Source organism: Actinoplanes campanulatus (assembly GCF_014647795.1).
Lineage (GTDB): Bacteria > Actinomycetota > Actinomycetes > Mycobacteriales > Micromonosporaceae > Actinoplanes > Actinoplanes campanulatus.
Genome location: NZ_BMPW01000021.1, coordinates 1 through 16919 on the forward strand (window position 1 = coordinate 1; position 16919 = coordinate 16919).

At 66.2% G+C, this 16919-nt stretch carries 28 protein-coding genes; 4 read left to right on the forward strand and 24 right to left on the reverse strand.

The window, feature by feature from the left end:
- Positions 1-199: 199 nt before the first annotated feature.
- Positions 200-397, forward strand: coding sequence for a DUF397 domain-containing protein (locus IEZ13_RS33855; RefSeq protein WP_183225481.1), 198 nt, complete (start codon positions 200-202; stop codon positions 395-397).
- Between the two features lie 48 nt (positions 398-445).
- Here the strand turns inward: IEZ13_RS33855 and IEZ13_RS33860 are convergent, their stop codons facing one another.
- From IEZ13_RS33860 to IEZ13_RS33955, 20 genes are all read right to left on the reverse strand, one after another.
- Entirely contained in the window at positions 446-760 is a 315-nt protein-coding gene (locus IEZ13_RS33860) for a hypothetical protein (protein ID WP_189285764.1), read from the reverse strand.
- 521 nt (positions 761-1281) lie between these two features.
- Positions 1282-3489, reverse strand: coding sequence for a ribonucleoside-triphosphate reductase, adenosylcobalamin-dependent (nrdJ, locus tag IEZ13_RS33865; protein ID WP_229795383.1), 2208 nt, complete (start codon positions 3487-3489; stop codon positions 1282-1284).
- Positions 3437-3790: a hypothetical protein gene (locus IEZ13_RS33870; RefSeq protein WP_183225479.1), complete on the reverse strand. Its 354-nt coding sequence runs from the start codon at positions 3788-3790 to the stop codon at positions 3437-3439. The genes nrdJ and IEZ13_RS33870 overlap by 53 nt, the downstream gene beginning before the upstream one ends.
- Complete coding sequence (locus IEZ13_RS33875) at positions 3787-4128, reverse strand: hypothetical protein (RefSeq protein WP_183225478.1); 342 nt, start codon at positions 4126-4128, stop codon at positions 3787-3789. The genes IEZ13_RS33870 and IEZ13_RS33875 overlap by 4 nt, the downstream gene beginning before the upstream one ends.
- A 13-nt stretch (positions 4129-4141) precedes the next feature.
- Positions 4142-5335 (reverse strand): metallophosphoesterase, encoded by a 1194-nt coding sequence (locus IEZ13_RS33880; RefSeq protein WP_183225477.1) that lies wholly within the window; start codon positions 5333-5335, stop codon positions 4142-4144.
- 2 nt (positions 5336-5337) lie between these two features.
- A complete protein-coding gene (locus IEZ13_RS33885) occupies positions 5338-5559 on the reverse strand; it encodes a hypothetical protein (protein ID WP_183225476.1) in 222 nt (73 codons plus the stop codon).
- Positions 5556-5756 (reverse strand): hypothetical protein, encoded by a 201-nt coding sequence (locus tag IEZ13_RS33890; protein ID WP_183225475.1) that lies wholly within the window; start codon positions 5754-5756, stop codon positions 5556-5558. The genes IEZ13_RS33885 and IEZ13_RS33890 overlap by 4 nt, the downstream gene beginning before the upstream one ends.
- Positions 5753-5953, reverse strand: a complete 201-nt coding sequence (locus IEZ13_RS33895; RefSeq protein ID WP_183225474.1) for a hypothetical protein — start codon at positions 5951-5953, stop codon at positions 5753-5755. The genes IEZ13_RS33890 and IEZ13_RS33895 overlap by 4 nt, the downstream gene beginning before the upstream one ends.
- Positions 5944-6558 (reverse strand): toprim domain-containing protein, encoded by a 615-nt coding sequence (locus IEZ13_RS33900; protein ID WP_239171142.1) that lies wholly within the window; start codon positions 6556-6558, stop codon positions 5944-5946. The genes IEZ13_RS33895 and IEZ13_RS33900 overlap by 10 nt, the downstream gene beginning before the upstream one ends.
- Positions 6452-6757, reverse strand: a complete 306-nt coding sequence (locus IEZ13_RS48020) for a CHC2 zinc finger domain-containing protein (protein WP_372441960.1) — start codon at positions 6755-6757, stop codon at positions 6452-6454. The genes IEZ13_RS33900 and IEZ13_RS48020 overlap by 107 nt, the downstream gene beginning before the upstream one ends.
- 80 nt (positions 6758-6837) lie before the next feature.
- Positions 6838-7218 (reverse strand): hypothetical protein, encoded by a 381-nt coding sequence (locus tag IEZ13_RS33910; RefSeq protein WP_183225473.1) that lies wholly within the window; start codon positions 7216-7218, stop codon positions 6838-6840.
- Entirely contained in the window at positions 7211-7423 is a 213-nt protein-coding gene (locus IEZ13_RS33915; protein ID WP_183225472.1) for a hypothetical protein, read from the reverse strand. The genes IEZ13_RS33910 and IEZ13_RS33915 overlap by 8 nt, the downstream gene beginning before the upstream one ends.
- The gene (locus tag IEZ13_RS33920) at positions 7420-8196 is read right to left on the reverse strand and encodes an AAA family ATPase (RefSeq protein ID WP_229795385.1); all 777 of its coding nucleotides are present in this window, start codon (positions 8194-8196) and stop codon (positions 7420-7422) included. The genes IEZ13_RS33915 and IEZ13_RS33920 overlap by 4 nt, the downstream gene beginning before the upstream one ends.
- Positions 8197-8337: 141 nt before the next feature.
- Positions 8338-8790, reverse strand: coding sequence for a hypothetical protein (locus tag IEZ13_RS33925; protein WP_183225470.1), 453 nt, complete (start codon positions 8788-8790; stop codon positions 8338-8340).
- A 30-nt stretch (positions 8791-8820) separates the two neighbouring features.
- Positions 8821-9579, reverse strand: coding sequence for a DNA adenine methylase (locus tag IEZ13_RS33930; RefSeq protein WP_183225503.1), 759 nt, complete (start codon positions 9577-9579; stop codon positions 8821-8823).
- Position 9580: 1 nt separating this feature from the next.
- Positions 9581-9880: a hypothetical protein gene (locus IEZ13_RS33935; RefSeq protein WP_183225469.1), complete on the reverse strand. Its 300-nt coding sequence runs from the start codon at positions 9878-9880 to the stop codon at positions 9581-9583.
- Between the two features lie 17 nt (positions 9881-9897).
- Complete coding sequence (locus IEZ13_RS33940) at positions 9898-10050, reverse strand: hypothetical protein (RefSeq protein ID WP_183225468.1); 153 nt, start codon at positions 10048-10050, stop codon at positions 9898-9900.
- 76 nt (positions 10051-10126) lie between these two features.
- Entirely contained in the window at positions 10127-10621 is a 495-nt protein-coding gene (locus IEZ13_RS33945) for a hypothetical protein (RefSeq protein ID WP_183225467.1), read from the reverse strand.
- A gap of 100 nt (positions 10622-10721) precedes the next feature.
- Entirely contained in the window at positions 10722-11651 is a 930-nt protein-coding gene (locus IEZ13_RS33950) for a hypothetical protein (protein WP_229795389.1), read from the reverse strand.
- Positions 11645-11881, reverse strand: coding sequence for a hypothetical protein (locus IEZ13_RS33955; protein WP_183225466.1), 237 nt, complete (start codon positions 11879-11881; stop codon positions 11645-11647). The genes IEZ13_RS33950 and IEZ13_RS33955 overlap by 7 nt, the downstream gene beginning before the upstream one ends.
- 278 nt (positions 11882-12159) lie before the next feature.
- Here IEZ13_RS33955 and IEZ13_RS33960 point away from each other — a divergent pair, with 278 nt between their 5' ends.
- Together IEZ13_RS33960 and IEZ13_RS33965 are read left to right on the forward strand one after the other, a co-directional pair.
- Positions 12160-12540 carry a transcriptional regulator gene (locus IEZ13_RS33960; RefSeq protein ID WP_183225465.1) on the forward strand — a complete coding sequence of 127 codons (381 nt, stop codon included), beginning with the start codon at positions 12160-12162 and terminating at the stop codon, positions 12538-12540.
- A gap of 100 nt (positions 12541-12640) precedes the next feature.
- Positions 12641-13021: a hypothetical protein gene (locus IEZ13_RS33965; protein WP_183225464.1), complete on the forward strand. Its 381-nt coding sequence runs from the start codon at positions 12641-12643 to the stop codon at positions 13019-13021.
- 54 nt (positions 13022-13075) lie between these two features.
- On the opposite strand, the gene IEZ13_RS33970 is transcribed toward IEZ13_RS33965, so the two are convergent.
- Positions 13076-13537, reverse strand: coding sequence for a hypothetical protein (locus IEZ13_RS33970; RefSeq protein WP_183225463.1), 462 nt, complete (start codon positions 13535-13537; stop codon positions 13076-13078).
- Between the two features lie 148 nt (positions 13538-13685).
- On the opposite strand from IEZ13_RS33970, the gene IEZ13_RS33975 reads away from it, so the two are divergent.
- On the forward strand, positions 13686-14021 hold the full coding sequence (locus tag IEZ13_RS33975; RefSeq protein ID WP_183225462.1) for a hypothetical protein: 336 nt from the start codon (positions 13686-13688) through the stop codon (positions 14019-14021).
- Positions 14022-14074: 53 nt separating this feature from the next.
- Here IEZ13_RS33975 and IEZ13_RS33980 read toward each other — a convergent pair whose 3' ends face one another.
- The 3 genes from IEZ13_RS33980 to IEZ13_RS33990 all read right to left on the reverse strand — a co-directional run bounded on the left by IEZ13_RS33980 (position 14075) and on the right by IEZ13_RS33990 (position 16917).
- Positions 14075-14383, reverse strand: a complete 309-nt coding sequence (locus tag IEZ13_RS33980) for a hypothetical protein (protein WP_183225461.1) — start codon at positions 14381-14383, stop codon at positions 14075-14077.
- A 17-nt stretch (positions 14384-14400) separates the two neighbouring features.
- Entirely contained in the window at positions 14401-15192 is a 792-nt protein-coding gene (locus IEZ13_RS33985) for a M15 family metallopeptidase (RefSeq protein ID WP_183225460.1), read from the reverse strand.
- Positions 15193-15261: 69 nt separating this feature from the next.
- Positions 15262-16917: a hypothetical protein gene (locus IEZ13_RS33990; RefSeq protein WP_183225459.1), complete on the reverse strand. Its 1656-nt coding sequence runs from the start codon at positions 16915-16917 to the stop codon at positions 15262-15264.
- Between the last annotated feature and the right edge of the window lie 2 nt (positions 16918-16919).

Consider the following 16919-nt stretch of genomic DNA (forward strand, 5'->3'; position numbering starts at 1 on the left):
GTCACCGCACCCCTGAAAACCAGCTAACCAACTCTCCATCAAACCCGGGGCTTGACACCTTCCTGGAAGGGGAGGACGACGTTGCGCGGTTCCAGGCAACCTTCGACAACATCGCAGCCCATGCGCTGAGTCAGCCCGCAAGCAAGAAGTTCATCCAGGAAGCGGTAAAGGCCGCATAGATCGAGAGGAGAGCCGGGTCATGACCGACCTGAGCAATCTGCCATGGAAGAAGTCGACGCGGTCGTCCGGGAACGGCGCATGCGTCGAGGTAGCCATCACTGCGGACGGCATTTACGTTCGCGACACCAAGGACCGCACCCTGCCCCCGCACAAGTTCAACTTCAAGGAATGGGACGCGTTCGTAGGCGGCGTCAAGGACGGCGAGTTCGACCTCTGACCCTGTGCACAGCGAGCCCCGGCTAGGCCGAAGCCAAGTCGGGGCTCGTCATCGCCTGCCGTAGCTTGCCCGCTCGCGCATCTCGGCGATGATCTCCTCCTGCTTGGCGCGAACAGTCATTGCCCGAGAAACGTACTCTCGGCACACCTCGTCATATTCAGCGATCATGAGCGCACAGTCAGATCCGCACTCGTCGCCGCACCTCGCCCGGTGGTCGGCGCGCTCCAGGTCGTATCGAGCCCACTGCTCAATCAGTTGGCCGTGTAGGGCCATGAGCCGATCCCAAACCGCGCCCAGCTCGGGCAGTCGACCCCGGTAGGTGTCGACTATCGCGCGCTGTAGCGGCTCGTGATCGTTACTCATGGCGTTCCTCACGGGCCGAGCATCGGCACCTGAGGAGTTTGCTTGAGGGAATTCGGGTGCAGTCTTGCAACTAGGGGCCGAAAGCCCTTGCAAGTGAGGCCGAAAGCCCCGACCCAGCGTAACCGCAGGGCCGGGCTTCTCGTTGATCATCTAGCCGGACGTGCCTGCCGCGAGGGCGTGATCGATGAGGGCCTACTCGACCGACTGACGCGGGTTGCGGGTGGTGGCCCGCTGCCCTAGTCTGGGAACCGCACCACCCGGGCGGACCTCATCAAAGCAGGGACCGTGTTGGCGCAGGACTGGCCTTCACGATTCACTTTCCGCCCGGCTCTCCCCGTATGGGGAGGTGAACCGCTGGAAGCTGAGGCGCGCGAGCGCACTAGCGACCTTTCTCCACGCATGTGGAGGTGCGACGAAAGCGCCCCAGCCCGCAGTGATGCAGGTGGGGCGCTTCGCTTTGTGGCAGGCTTCCGGCATGGCTAAGGCGCCCGATGGCGATCCCTGCTTGATCGGTTCTCGAACTAACGCACAGGGCATGCGCCGGTCGCGCACTCCTCGTTGTAGCCCTCGCCGGCCTCGGCCAAGGCGGACCAGCGTTCGTATTCCTCGCGGCTCATCCGCTCCAGGGGTGGCTGAGGTCGGGCCGTCGCGTCGTCAGGCATCACCGTTGTGCCCTTGATCCGCGACATGTGCTTACGCAGCGCCGCATCCAGCTCAGCCGGGTCGGTGCCGGGGTCGATGTTGCACGTGTAGGAGATCGCGTTGTCGACGTACTCCTGCTGGAACATCGCCTGCGTGGCCAGCTTGTCGTCGATGCTGATCTGGTCCTGCGACTCGACCAGCTCCAGGGCCTCGGCCTCCGAGTAGCCGAGCGCGATCACCTCGTCAAGCAGGGCCGCCCGCGTCGGGTAGGCGACGACCATCGTGTTGCCGCTCTTGTCGGCTACGCACACCTCGACCGGTAGGCCCTTCATCCTGGCGGCCTCGACCTCGGCGGCCTCGGACGGCACGTTCTTGTTGAAGCGGATCCGGCGCCAGTAGTGAACGGCGAACAACTCTTGCACGGACGGCGTCGTTCCGACCAGCATCGAGGTCGAGCCGGTCGGGGCCTCAGTTGTGACCTTCACGGGTTCCGGGATCCGCAGCTCGAACGACACGTCACGCGCAGCCTGACGAACCACGTCATAGAGACCGCGCAGCTCCTTTCGCTTGGCTGGAAGCCTCCAGACCTGGCTGTACCGGTAGCCCCGCTTGGTGAAGAACGCCTGCGCGCCCATGTGACCCACGCCGATTCGGCGCTCCGAGTTCATCACCGCAGCCTGGCCGGCGTCATTCATGGTGCCGAACGTGGCCCTGACCAGGAAGCGAGCCATGAGGCGGTGTGCCTCTTCGAGGCCGAGCCAGTCGACTGGGCCGCCCCGCCGCTTCGGCGCGAAGTAGTCGAGGTTCACGCTGCCCAGCACGCACGCGCCCCGCTCGGGCAGGCCAATCTCCCCGCAGGGGTTGCTGATCACCACCTCGTTGATCTCGCCGAAGTTGTTCAGGTCGGCGTGCCAGTAGCCAGGCTCACCGTTCGCGGCCATGTTCGCGACGACCAGGTTGTGCAGCTCGGTCGCGTACGGGTCGCCGGCCCGCAGCGCCTGCTCGAACTCGTCGTCGATGATCACGCTCAGGTTGCTCGTCCAGTGGAGGCTGCTGTCCTGCTTGATGGTCACGAACCGGCGGGCCTGCGGGTCCTTCCAGTGCAGCCCGGACATCCTCGCGCTTCGCCTCTTGCCGCCGGCGATCACGCACTCCGCCAGGGCGTGGTCGATCTCCATCGCATCGAGGGGTTGGATGCAGAACGAAAGGTCACGGGCCGCGCTGAAATAGGACGCGTTCAGAATCCTCGTGATGCTGATCAGCATCTGAGCGAGCGGGGCCGGGCCGCTGGCCACGCCGCCAAAGGTTTTCAATCGGGCGCCCTTCCAACGAACCCGGCTCACATCGAACACGCGGTTCTGATGCAGCACCGCGTCGTCGGTGAAGAACGTATCCACCAGGTCTGTGACCGCGTCGGCCCAGCCCTGCCGGGAGTCATCGACATCGAACGAGCCCATCCAGCCCGAGCTGTACTCGGTGGAGAGCAGGCCGGCGTCGAGCATCTCCTGGTAGTCGGGATGCGACGGGTCGCAGACAACGTGCACCTGGAGCTGGCGACGCGGGGCACCGTACTGGGCCAGGAAGCGGGTCGAGTAGTTCGCCCCGACCCCGCCGCCCTCAGCGAGTCTGTTCAGCACGAAGTCGAAGTGACCGCTGATCTTCGCCGGCCAGGGCGCGACGTGACAGTTGAACAAGAACTCTCGCCCCTTCACGCCGGTCGCGTACAGGTGCCGGCCGCCGGGAATGATCGCCATCCGCAGCATGAAGTGGTGGAGCCGCTCGAACTCCTTCTCGACCTTGGCGGACCAGGTCGGCCGGGGCCCGTGCACGAGGGCGAGGTTGCCCTCGGCGACCCGCTGAACCACCTGGGGCCAGGTTTCCTTTTCGCCGTTCGGCAGGTCGCGGGCGTACGTCCGGCTGAACACGACGGCCCCTGACGGGCCGAACTTCCACTCGGGCTCGGTGAAGGTGGCGGTCTCGTCGAGGGCGACGAAGCTGGGGGTGGTCACGAGGTGAGGTGCTCCTTGGTGATGACTAAACACTGGTGTCGGCGTAGCCGTTGAGGTAGTCGGCGAGCCGGCCGACACCGAGATCGAGCCGTTGGGATGCGGCCTTGCGGCCGATGCCGAGGATGTGGCCCGTCTCGGTCTTGCTCATGCCCATGCCGTAGCGCAGGAGCATGGCCTGTCGCTCAGCGAGCGTGGCCGGTGCGTGACGCCATGCCCGGCGGATGTCGGCGAGCATGGCGTAGATGGTGTTGGCGGTCTTCGGGTTGCTCTTGGTCCGCGGCATGTCCGGATCCGGGGCGGTCGGGTTCTCCACCACGACCATCCCCGGATCCCAGACCGCCGGAAGCAGGCGCTCGACCAGCTCCCGTTCGTAGCTCACTCGCAGGACTCCCGCAGGCGTTCCATGCTGACGTGCTGGTTGATGCGATTCGCCTCGACGCGGACCTTGTCGATCAGCCGGGATCGAAGCCAGACAAACAGGTGCTCCAGCTCGCCGAGGCCGACGTACGAGCGGACCCGGTCGGCGTTCGTGGCAAGCAGGAGGTACGCCTCCTGGCGCTGGTCGTCGACCGACGTGATCGAGCTGTACGCGTTGCCGACATGGTTCGCCGCCCACGTGATTCGCTGACTGACACCCGGCAGGCCGATCACGGACCAGTCGGCCCGCGGCTTGACGGGCTCCTCGATCACGACGTTTGCCGTGTAGATGGTGGTCACGGGCGGTCGCCTCCTATCGGATCGTCTGAATGAGGTCGGTCTTGCCGCCCTGGGTGAGGGCGAGGACGATGCCCGGCGCACCCCCGGTGCCAGTCGCGTGGCGGAACCACGTCGACTCGCTCTCCAAAGCTGGCGCCTGAATGAAGGTCCGGTGTCCATCGGTGTCGACGACCAGGTGATGCAGGTGGCCAGCAACCAGCAGGTCGGTCTGGTGCATGGCGGAGTCGCGGTTGAAGGCTTGGCCCTGCCACCACTTCATGTGCTGCCCCGGCCGCCACATGTGGCCGTGGGCCGCGGTGACCACGGTGCCCGCCACGTCGAGGGTGACCGTCAGCTCGTCGCTCTCGGGCACGAAGAACTGGACGTGGTCCAGGCCGCGCGACTCGGCGAGCTTGACCGCGTCGGCGACGGCGATCAAAGACTCGCAGTCATGGCTGTCGTCGTACTTGGTCACGCCCTTGCCCGCGACCCTGACCGCCTGGTCGTGGTTGCCCGGCACTGCCGCGAACGTGACTGTGTCGGACAGCGGAGCGAAGGCGAGCACGGCGTGCAGCATCATGCGGCGGGTCAGCCGGATCTGCTCGGTGAGCGTGAGCTGGGTCCTCCAGGTGTTCGCCCCGGACTGACTCACGAAGCCCTCGACGTGATCGCCCAAGAACACGACGTGGATGTGGCCGATCCGGAACAGGTTGCCCAGTGTGCGGATCTGCTGGGCCGCCTTGTCGATGCACTCGATGGCCCGCTTGACCGTGCCCTCGATCCCGTCGCCATCCGACTTGCCGAACTGGGTGTCGCCGATCAGAACGACCAGACCCCACGCGCCGGTCGGCCGGTCGCCGATGCTCGGGATCTGCACCCGGATGGCGGCGAGCAGTTCGTCGATCGGGAGCCGGCCACCAGCCGCGGCCTTCGCCTTGCGCTTGAAGGTGTACCGCGTGCTGATGCCGGGATCGCCGTTCGGCCGGGTCCACTCGGACACCCGGAAGCCGGCGACGTCCCACTCGTCGGGGTTGAGGTCCTGCTCGATCAGCACGCCGCGAGCGGCGTCCGCCTCGGTCTTGGTCTCGGCGTTGACGGTCACCTCCGCCGTGTCTCCGGTGACTTCCACCTGCTTGGTGAAGTCCTTGGCCGGGTCGGTCTTGCGCGCCTTGATCTCCGGTCCTACCGGCTTGGCGAGCAGCTCGCTCAGCAACTCCTCCGAGGGCACGACTAAACACTCCCTTCGGCCGGCAGGGACCGGCGGTACGTGCGGATCGTGGAGGCGGAGACCGGCGTACCGGAACGCTCCAGCCAGTCGGACAGGTACTCGGCCGAAGTGTCGCCCAGCAGGTGGGGGAGGAAGGCGGCCCGGGTGTCGCCGCTCATGGCGTCCCAGGCTTCTTGCAGCTTCTTGCCCGGCTTACCGGGAAGGATGGCGTCGCGCCAGCTCACGGGTTTGGGGTGTCCTTCCAGAAAACGGGATAGTCGGGGACGCGGATGTACGAGATGTGCACCTCGTCGATGTGCTCGACGGCATCGGTCCAGACCGTGTACCAGTGGTCGCCTTCATGGGCGATCTCCCGCTCGCACAGCTCTTCATCCCGGGGGTGGCTGGCGGGGCAGGGCAGCGGGGCCATGACGACCTTCACGCGGCCACCGCCTTGACGAGCTGGACGACCTCGACGTCGGCCTCGCGGTCGGTGAACTCGGTGCCGAAGTAGCACCAGTAGCGCAGGGTGTCCGCGTACTCGGGGTCACCGTCGGAGTAGTCGGCGAACTGGGCCAGCCTCGGCCCCCGAGAGCCGGGCGGGACGACCAGGGCTAGGCATTCGTGTGTCAGTTCCACGGGGCCGGAGCCTCCTTACCGACCAGGGCGAACAGGTCATCGACCCCGGCTTGCAGGTAGGTATCAGTCACGTCGCCCAGGGAGAGGCGGACCCCCTTGGCCTGGCGTAGCGACCGCGTGACCTTGTTGGTGAAGTCGGCGCCCGCGTCGTCCGGGTCGCCCCATACCCAAATTCTGTTGAAGCCGGCCAGCATGCGGCGGTGATGCGGGCGCCACAGCTCAGCGCCGGGGATGGCAACCGCGTGCAGTCCGAGCATGTTCAGGATGATCGCGTCCAGCTCGCCTTCACAGACGTGGATCTCGCTCTCGGCCTGGAAGATCGCGCCCACGTTGAACATGCGGACCGGATCGTTCTTGATCGTGGCGTACTTCCCGTGGAAGCCGGCCCGATGATCGTGGTCCTGCATGCATCGGAACCGGAGCTGCAGGGCCTGGCCCTCGCTGTCCAGGTACGGGATGACCAGCCATCCCGCGTACCGGTTGTGTCCGGGCAGCGGGTTACCGACGACGCCAAGACGGTGTGTAACCGCTGCCTCGCGGCTGATTCCCCTTGCGAGCAGGTAGCCGGCGGCGTCCGCCGTAAGCTGAGCCTGATAGCTCGACACCGCCTCTTCCAGCGCCTCCCGTTGGGAGACCGAGAGAGGCCGCAAAGGCTCGTGCTCGGACAAAGTCGCACTTCTCCATTTCCATGATCAGCGTGTAGGCGTCACCGCCCTTGCCGCACGAGTGGCATTTCCAGAGGCTGTCGCCGGTGTCGATCGAGCAGGATGGCGTCTTGTCCTCGTGCAGCGGGCACTTGACCATCTGGGTCGTGCGGCTGTCGTGAAAGAACACCTCGTAGTGCTCAAGGACTGCGGCCAGCGAGGGACGCTCATCGGGCAAGACTAAACACCGACCTCGCCTAGGTTCAGGTATTCGCGAAGGGTGGTGAGGACGTACGAGTCGAGGACGTTCAGCCGCGGTCGCTTCACCACGGCGACGCCCGAGACCATGTCGAGCGGCAGGCCGCGGTGCCGGGCGAAGTTGCGCCGTTCCGCCTCCGCCTCACGCACGAACACGGCAGGGTGCATCGCGCCGGACTTGGCTTCGATCACGACGTAGTGCTTGCCGGAGCTGGGCCCGAACGACCGGAGGACGAGGTCGCCCTCGTCGTCCTTGCCGGCCAGTCGCAGCCGTTCGGCGTCGAGGCCCATCTCCCGCAGAGTCTTCATCAGGTCGATCTCGAACTGGGCGCCCTTGCGCTTGTTCGCGGCCGGGCTAGGCACTGGCCACCTTCTCGACCTTGACGTCCTCGTCGGCCTCCCAGTCGTCCTGATCGACGCTGTAGCCCTGGCCCCAGCCCATGCACTGAGCGCAGACCTTGGGAGGGGTCATGTCGCACGCCTTCTCAACGGCCTCGTACTCGTCCTCCGCTTCAACCTCGATCCAGGTCCAGAGGGCCGAGGTGAACGGCACGCGGTAACGGGTCACTGGCGGGCCTCCTGCATCTGCCGGGCGAGCGGCGACGTGGCGTGGAAACGGGTGTATTCGGGCTCGCACCACAAGATCGCGTAGGTGCGGGCGGTCGGATCGCTCTTGCCCATGCGCTGTTTGATCGTGGCGACCCTGTAGGTCATGTCGTTGGGGTCGAGCGCGACGCTCAAGCTCAGCTCGGGCTTCTCGCTCAGGCCACCCTTGACCTGGTCGCGGGACGGTGGGGCCCACGGGTCGTTGGCTGCCGACCAGGACTTATCCGAGGCGTGATGCAGGATGATGACCGTGGCACCGGTCTTTCGGGCGATCTCCGTGACCTGCGACATCACGGCCATCTGCTCGGTGTAGTCGGACTCGGCGTTCTCGAAGTCCATCAGGTTGTCGAACACCAGCACCTGGGGATACTGGTCGTGCAACTCCACATAGGCTTCCAGTTCCTCGTCGACCGCCCGCCAGGAAATGGGCGAGCCGAAGGAGAACTGGATCCGGGAGCCGGCCAGGGCGTCCAGGTAGAACTGTCGCTCGGTTCCACCCTTGGCCATGCCGTGCTCGACATCTTCGGTCGTGCGGCCGGTGGCCATGCTGGCGAGCCGGGATGACGCCGTGAAGGCGCTCATGTCCGCGCTGAAATACAGCGTCGGCAGATTCATCTGCGCCACCCAGAACAGGGCGAACCCTGATTTCTGGGTGCCGGACCGGCCGGCGATCATGATGACCTCGCCGTGGCGAGGGGTGGTGCCGCGTTCGTAGATGGCCTTGAAGGCGGGCACCAGGGGGAGCGGCTTACCGCTCTCCGCGTTGAGCGCGAGCGACCGTGATGGGGTCAGCACTCGAAGACTTCACCTCCCGGGATGATTGATGTGACCGGCGGTGCCGGGCCACCCGCAGGCAGCCCGGCACCGATGCGTGAATCAGAAATCCGGCACGTCCGAGAGGGCCTTCTCCACCTCGGCCTCAAGGGCCTCGGCGTACTTCACGACCTGAGCGAGGACGCTGGCCTCCACGTCGCGGAAGGCGTAGCCGCTGCCTTTGCTGGTCGGCACCTTGCGGATGACGGAGACGATCGCGCCGTCCGGACCCTCGTTGAGGATGCGCTCCAGCGTGCCGGTGAGCATGCCGTAGGCGATCTTGCAGCCCTTGATCACCCGGGACGGGATGCCCTTTTCCAGGGACTCGCTGGTGGAGAACACAGTCACGTCGGCGATCACCTCGTCCCGGACGCGGGTCTGCCCCTGGTAGGTCGACTCAACGTTCTTGTCGATGCGCTTCGGCTTGACCAGCAGGGCGAGGTCGTTCATGTGCTCGGCCGGCTTGAGGAACGCGCCGCCGGTGAACTCGGACGGGTTGACGATGTTGATACCCACTGGGTGAGAACTCCCTCTTAGAGGACTAGACTAAACACTTGCTGGAAAAGAAGGCCGACTCATGGCCGGCTCAGCGCGGACAAGGCGATCGTCGGGATCACCCAGCATCCACAGATGTTCAGTGGCGATGGACGAGTTGTCATCGACTCGCATCGTCACGCGACGGGCTTTCGACCACACGGATCGCCAGCCCGTCGGGGCGGTGTACTCGGACACCAGCACGAGGGCGCCACTTCGCGCCCATCGTTCGGCGACCCACCAGAACTCGTCGCTATTGAACCGGGGCGAACCGGCGTAGGGCGTGGTGTCGGCGTAGGGCGGATCGCAGTAGACGACGGTGTTCGCGTCCACCCGCCAATACCGGTAGTCGCGACAGTGCACCGACCGGCCGCGGAAGGCCGGGGCCATGTGACGAATTCGCCGGTGGCATTCGGCGGGATAGTTCCGTCCGCTCGATCGGGCGTACCCCTGGAACCAGCGGCCACCGAAGGAGCAGCCGAAGCCCACGAACGCCCGGAGTGGGCTCGGGTCGGCGTGCCGCATCGCCCGGTACTCGTCCTCGGTGACCGTGTCCGGCGGAAGCCAGCCATCGGCTACGGCCTGCCACATGAGGGCGAGGTCCAGCGCGGAGTCCCCGGCCACAGCCTCATCGAACGAGGGTGCTACCGCCGTGAACACGCTCCCGCCGCCGATGAACGGCTCGACGTAGCGGGCTCTCGTGCCGCGATGCTCGGCGATGACTGCGGCTATCTGCTTGGCGTGCCGGGTCTTGCCTCCCTGGTAGTACAGGTCAGGCTTCCTGGCCGGGGCGGACCAGGCCGAACGCGCCCCGGATCTGCGCGGCGAGGTTTCGGTTCCGGCTGGCCTCGCTGGTGGCGTGCTCGCGCAGGTCGGTCAGCACGTCGATGTCCTCCTGCGCCGTGGTGGCGATGTCGTCCTGCTGCAGGGCAGCCTGGTCCAGGTCGTCGGCCGCCGTGGCGAACGCCTGTACGGCGTACTCGGCGAGGCCCGCCGCACTCGCGGCCCGCTCGGTCAGGGACGGCAGCTCGGCCGGGGTGGAGGTGGTCTTGAAGATGTCGGTGATCGCCACTGGTTGGGTGGCTCCTCTCAGGAGAAGTGAGACAGGCAGCGGGCCGGGATGTCGGCCGTGCTGGCGAAGGTGAACAGGCCGCATGGTGCGGCGTAGTTGGCCCAAATCGCGAAGCCGATGATGGCCACGATTGCGAGCAGTCCGAGCAAGATCGACCAGTCGCCCCTCACCCGTAAACCAGCTCCAGCGTGGCCACGAACGGGACGTACATCAGGACGAAGATGCAGAGGACAGCGCCGACGGGCTTCAACCCTGGGCCGCTTTCAGGGCGGCGCCCTGGGCCTTCCAATGATCGGTGAGCGCGGTGTCGGCCTCGAACGCGGCCTTGTTCTCCGCGTACAGCCGCTTGAGCGCGGTGACGTCCTTGATCTTGTCGATCTCGCCCTTGAGCCAGGTCGACACGCTCGACTCGGCCGGCTTGCTCGCGGCTCCGGCCTGGGCCCATACGTCGCCAGCCGGGGCTGGACTCGTAGCCGGGGATGACGGGGACGTCGAGATGACGTGGCCACCCATGCTCGCGCTCACGTTGCCCAGGCCGTGGGCCACGCTCGTCGCGTTCAGCACCACCTCGGCCAGCGTCATGCCCTGGACCATGTCGTGGTCCAGGCCGAAGAACTCGGCGACGTTCTCCCGGACCTGCTGGAGCGAGCCCTTGAACCCGGACCACGTCGACTCGAACCCCTTGCCGTACTTGATGGTGACGCTGATTCCCCCGCCGGGGGCTTCGTCGTCGATGCTCACTCGCGCCGTTTCCTCTCTCGCGCTCTTGCTAGGACTAGACTACACACCAGAATCAGCGGTCGCCCACCGATTCCGGTGTGATGCCAGTCATGACTAAACACTAAGGCTTGACAAAGGGTACGAAGACCCGCTGGTCGCGCCTCAGGTCGTACAGGTGCCGTGCCGCCTGGGCCGCCCGCCACCCCTTGGCCAGGTCGATCCAGTGCAGCGTGCACAGGCCGGTACCTGGCCGCAGGTTCATGATCAGGCCCCAGCGAGGGTTGACCACACCGATCGGCGAGTACGCCTGGGCGGACTCCTCGGGCAGCCAGCCCTGCTTCTTCCAGGCGGCGAACGCCTTCTTGTCCGCGGCGTCCACCGGGAACAGCGACCAGTCGTAGAACTCGCCGTTCGCATACCCGGCGAGCTGGGCCGCCATCTTGAGCTTGCCGTATTCAATGTTGCCGGTCTTGAGATCGGTGATCAGGTCGCCCGCCAGCTCGCCGTCCGGGGCAAGCCCGTCGTAGGTCGAGACCCTGTCCGGCGTGCCGCCGGCCTGCAGCTCGGGCATGACCACGAACCGCTCGATGTGTCGGACCTTGAGCATCGCCGTCGCCGCCTTGTACGCAGCCATGTCGATCCGGTCCTGGTCCGAACAGGTAGGCAGCTCCTCGCCGCGGTCCACGTACTCGCTCAGCGCGTGAAGGTGGGAGCCTTTGTCCCGCTTGACGTTGGCGCCCGCAAGGCTCTCGGCCCGCTTCGCCAGGTCGTTGAGGATCCGCTTGTCGGCCGGGTCCTCCGGGTCGAGGCTGCGCACGTAGCCTGCCTCGTTGGCCATGAACGCGCCGCCGAGCAGGACCATACGCTTGTTGTAGTCGATGATCTTGCTCTTGTCGTCGATCACGTCGACTAGCGTGGTCGTGCGAACCAGCGGGACAGGAGAGCCGCCCTGCTTCGGCACTACCAGGGGGCGGCCCCACTGGTCTCGCGGGATGGATGGCCCGTCGTCGAGGCCCTGACTGATGTCGCTCGGGCTGTAGAGGTTCAGCAATCCCTTGGCTCCTTGTAGCTCAGGGTCAGGCGGTCGGTCTCGTCGTCGACCGCTTTCAGCGGGCACTCGTCGGTGTCCACGATGTAGAGGCCCTCTTCGTCGCAGACTCGGAAAACCTCTCCCCAGGTGTCCGGCGTTGCGTCCTCGTACCTCACGTCAAGCCACAGCTCCCACGTCTCATGGTCGATCCTGAGCGTGGCGAGGCCGTCCGTTGTTTCGTGAATACGCACAGCGATGCTCCCATGTTTACTCTATACCCGCAAAGTTGTAGCGCGTACTGAACCGTTCCCCAACGTGTTCCGCGCCACCAACCCGTCAGCTTGCGGCGTCCCCTGCCTAGCTGTGACGAGGGCGTAACAGTAAAGGACGCGAAGCAATTTTGTCTACTGGCAGTTGACACGATGCGACTCGCAGTTGCGGACCGAACGGCCGGGAGCGGAGTCGGGCCCTACTGCCCTATCCTGTGAACGAAGCAACACGGGCGCGCAAGCTGGGGGAACAGGGCTCAATGCCGGAGGCGACCACTCCCTCTAACCCGCTGGCGCAGCTCATCCGGCAGCACATGGACGCCACCGGCGACGGATACTCCAGCATCGGCCGCAAGGCGGGCCTGGGCCGGGCGACGGTTCAGGCCCTGGCCACCCGAGAACTCAAGGCCATGCCCGCACCCGACACGCTGCGCCGGCTGGCGACGGGGCTCGGGCTAACCACCCCCGAGGGGTACCAGACCGTGCTGCGGGCAGCCGAGGCAGCCACCGGGTATTACGTCTACGGGGGTGCGATGCCCGACACCGACTCCGCCTATCTGATGGCCAGCGTCCAGGAGTTGACGCCGGAGCAGCGCGCCCAAATCGCGGCCCTCGTGCAGTCGATGCGCAAAACTTCTTAGAACGGGTGTACGAGATACGTCCTAAACGGCCAGCTCACAGACCGTTCGGCTGATCACGAGTCCTCAAGGCGCTGGTACCTTATGCACGCGGTGTCCCGAAATGCGGATCACCCAGCAGGCAGGGAGTGTCACCGTGAAGGTCATGCGCGCTGAGGTAGGCGTCGACTGTTTCTGCATCCCCGACGAGCGGGTCCTCATTCTCAACCCGGCCCTCAATCCCCGGGGAGCGCGGAGCGCTATCCATGCTGTCCTGCCCGCGGCCCACAACGACCTGGTTGCCCACTGGGTACATGAAGCCCTTCCGCCGCAGGCCCCGATCATCCTGCAGCGTGGGCCCTACTTCCAGCCGGCCATCAGTGACCTCGACACCGAGCGTCACTCGGCGCTGCCGAGGCAAGCAAACCGTGGCATCCTGGAGTTCATCGGGGCCATCGCCGGGACCTTCGCCCTTTGCTGCGCCAGCCTCGCCTACGTCCTCTGACGCTGAACACAACAAAGCCCCGGCCATTCAGCCGGGGCTCAACTGCATCTCGGATCAGTCGTACGACTTGCCGCGTTCGACCGTGGAATCGGGCTCGCGAATCCAGCTCTTGTCGACGCCCGGTCGACGCGGGACCAGGAAGAATCCAGCCTTAGTTTCGCGGTCGTAGTGCACAACCAGATCTTGACCGTCCGCGGTCAAAGACCGCTCGAAGGTCCTGACTCGGTGCTCTTCCCGCTCGTTGAGCGAAGTCCCAGCCAGCTCGCGAGCCCTGAACCGGAGCATCTGCAGGTAGTAGTGAGCCGAGTGCTCCACCTTCACGCGCCAAGGGACGAGGTCCGCGTTGCGGACGCGCCGACCGGGCAGCCCCTGCCGACGCCGGAAGTTGGTCCACATGCCTTCGGTGGTCTCGATGTTGTACTTGTTCCGGTACTGCTCGATGATCCACGCGTAGGTCTGCCCTTCCAGGATCCAGCGCCTGGCCTCATCCACGTTCTGGATCTTGCTTGCGGGCATGGTCCTCTCCTGCTTCCGGTGTTTAAAGAAGTCCGACGCGCGGCGGTGAAGCCACGACTAAACAGTTGCATGGCTGCCGACTCCGTGTCAACACGGCCGGGCGGTAACATCCCTATCGTCCCGTCACATCGCATCAGCAAGGAACGCCGTGGCCACCATCATTGTCTGCGATGTCTGCTTCTCTGCCGGCAAATCCGTGACGGACTTCGAGATCAGCGACGGGACGCGGACTGTTCCCATCGTTCTCTGTGATGAGCACGCCGAGCCGTTCCGGAAGGCACTGGAAACCGGGGGCAAGCGAGCCCCGGCCAGCAAGCCCGCCGCCCCGGCATTCTCGTCCCCCGAGCCTGAACAGCCGATCGTGAAGCGTGCCCCGGCCAAGGCGAGCAAGGCGGCATCCCGGCCAGCCTCACCCCGCAAGCGGACATCGCGCGCCATGACGATGGAGGAGATCGAACAGGGCAAGCAGGACGGGACCCTGTAGAAACAATGAAAGCGCCCCGCCAGCCATCAAGGCCAGCGGGGCGTTTACTCATGTCAGGCGTCGAGCGGGAAGTCTTCCCCGGCCGACTCCTCGACGTGGGCCTCCGGGGCGGAGGCCGCCGACAGCCACGGCGCGTAGGTCTGGATCAGGCCCACCACCACGTCACTGTGCATGGCTCGGGTGACGGCGGTCGCAACGGCCACGATCGACGCGGCGACGCCCGCTACGGCGGCGTACTGCTCGGGGGAGAGAGTCTGCTCGGCGGCCGAGAGAGCGGCCGGAACGGCGACGAGCAGGATTGAGGCGACGGACAGGGTGACCTGGAAGGCGGTCCGGATGGTCCGCCGGGTCGAGTCGTTCACGGGGAAATCCTCCTTGATCAGAACTTGCCGGTGTTGAGGCGCCGCTGGAGCGCCTTCACGGTGGTCGGGCCCAGGTCGCCATCCGCCTTGACATCCAGGCGTCGCTGGAGCGCCTTGATGGTGATCGGCCCCAGGTCGCCGTCGACCTTCACGCCGAGTCGGCCCTGCACGGCCTTGACCAGCACGGCGTCGACCTTGCCGGAGACCGCGAGGCCCATTACCTGATGCCAGCGCTGGACCGTGGTCGGACCGAGGTCACCGTCGACCGCCAGGGCAGCCGGCTTCGCGGGAGCGGTGATCGGCTTGGCGGGGGCGACCGGCTTCGGGATCGACGCCTTCGGCTCGTTCAGGGCGCGGATCTTGCGGGCGATGCGGGCGACCTGCGCCGGAGTCCCGACCAGCTCGAAGTGCATCGGATCCGGCCTGCCCTTGTAGAAGACGCCAGCCCGAACGACGCCCTCGCAGAACGCGAGGATCTTCCGGATCGCCGCGAGCTGCTTCTCGGTGAAGGTTCCCGTCGCGCCGAGTCCGTGGGTGGGCGCGTTCAGGTCGATGGCGGTGCCCGACGCGTGGTTGCTGAGGCTGGTCGCGCCCCGGATGCCCCGGTAGTTGTAGCCCCAGCACCAGCCGGGCTTGAGCTTCTCGACGTGCAGGTTGAACTGCTCGGCGACGTAGAAGAGGACCGTGGCCGCGTCGCCCTTGCGGACGCCAGGGGCGACCCTGACCTTGGTGCCGGGAACGTATCGGTTGTCCAGTCCGCCGATCGCAGTCTTGGATCCGGCGGACCAGCCGTTCTGGGAAGTGGGCACGGGGGATGCCTCCTTGGGCATGCAGAAAGCCCCGCCTGCGCATCGCAGGCGGGGCTCGTTTGGTGAGGATTAGGAGAGAGCGACCCAGTACGAGTTGGAGGTCTGGGCGCGAGACCCGAGAGTCGAGGGCAGCGCGGTTGTCAGGCCCGTGTTCGCGGTCGCCCATCGATACGCGGGGCTGGTCAGGTTGGCGTTGAGCGCTGCGGCCACCACGTTGCTACCCCGGGTGAACTGCGGGAGCGTCGTGCCGGTGCCGTAGACGCCGACGTAGCAGGTTCCGGCGGGGACGGACTGGGGCGCGGCCAGGGCCATCGTTTTCAGCCCGGTCGTCTGCCAGTTCGTGGCCTGCTGGGCTGTAGCCGAGAGCAGGTTCCCGGCGCTGTCATAGAGGCCCGCCCAGCACTGGTTGGCCGTGAGTGTCGCGCCCGCAGCGGTGACGTACATGAGAATGTTGGAGATCGTCGCGGGTGACGCGAGCTGGATCCGCATCACGTACAGGGTGCCGCCTACAGCGACGACCCCGCCCGTGGTCATGATCGGATCGAAGTTCCACGCCAGCAGGCCGTGATCGGCCGGCGTGAAAACAGACGGGGAGGACAGGCCGGAGGGCTTGTCCGACAGGTCGTTGTACGAGCCACTGGTCGCCACGGCGGACAGGCCGGTCACCTGTGCGGCTGCGTGGGTGTGGTTGGAATCGGCCTTGCCCGACAGGCCGCTCGTTACCGAGCTGCTCGTCGCGTAGTTCGCCAGGGTGGCGGCGTCAGCCTTGGCGTTCAGGGCTGACTGGGTTGCGGCCGAAATCGGCTTGCTGATGTCCGGGGTGTTGTCCGCGTTGCCCAGCCCAACGTCGCCCTTGCCGAGCACGATGACACCGGTCTGCGAGTTGACCGAGGTGACCGGTGCGGTCGGGCTCGGCAGCTCCACCCACGAGGAGAGCTGGCTCGGTGTTGCACCCGCGATGACCCAGGTCGAGCCACGGTCCGACCGTATTGCGAAGTCGCCAGCCTGGCCGGACAGGGCCAGCATTGCTGACTGGCTTGCGACAGTGCCGAGGAATTCGGTGGTCGCGATAGCCGGAATCTGCGATGTCGGAATAACCCCACCGACCAGGTCCGCCTTGGCCGCCAGCGAGGTGGACACCGAGCCGGCGTCCGCCTTCGCGGACAGCTCGGCACCGAGTCCTGCGACCTCACCCCAGAGGTGGGTGTGCTCGATCGGCGGGAAGCTCGTCGGCTTGCCTGCGACGCTGTCCCAATCCACCGACCCGGCAGTGATGTCCGGAAGCTGTGAGCGCAGCAGGGTGCCGTCCTCGCCCAGCTCGGCAACACCGCCAGGCGCACCCTTGGCCGCTGCAGGGATGTAGAAGGTGGCCGGCCCAGGAGCCGCGCCCAGATTGAGCACGGCAGCCAGGTCGACCTCAGCGGGTCCGGAGACTGGAAGCTCAAGGGGGGCCTTGAACGTCTTGCCGTTGACCGTGACGGTAACCGTGTACGTCCACCCGGCGGGGGTCCAGTCCGGGTCATCGGTGGCGGGGAGCAGGACAACGAACTCGCCCTCATCGAGCGGCACCTTGGCGTCGATGGGCGCCACGAACGCGCCATCCGCCGGGCCTTGCAGGAGTTCGGTGCTCTTGAACGCGACGCTGCCCTTGGCGGGAACTCCTTCCGGGTAGGCCAGGAATCGGCCGTACACGGCGCGGGTGATCAGGGAAGGCGGAAATGCCACGG

Excerpts from the sequence above, each read along its gene's own strand:
- IEZ13_RS33965 (WP_183225464.1), top strand. The coding sequence starts at position 12,641 with ATGCGGATCACCCAGCAGGCAGGGAGTGTCACCGTGAAGGTCATGCGC.
- IEZ13_RS33960 (WP_183225465.1), top strand. The coding sequence starts at position 12,160 with ATGCCGGAGGCGACCACTCCCTCTAACCCGCTGGCGCAGCTCATCCGG.
- IEZ13_RS48020 (WP_372441960.1), bottom strand. The coding sequence starts at position 6,757 with ATGGTCAAGTGCCCGCTGCACGAGGACAAGACGCCATCCTGCTCGATC.
- IEZ13_RS33860 (WP_189285764.1), bottom strand. The coding sequence starts at position 760 with ATGAGTAACGATCACGAGCCGCTACAGCGCGCGATAGTCGACACCTAC.
- IEZ13_RS33855 (WP_183225481.1), top strand. The coding sequence starts at position 200 with ATGACCGACCTGAGCAATCTGCCATGGAAGAAGTCGACGCGGTCGTCC.
- IEZ13_RS33970 (WP_183225463.1), bottom strand. The coding sequence starts at position 13,537 with ATGCCCGCAAGCAAGATCCAGAACGTGGATGAGGCCAGGCGCTGGATC.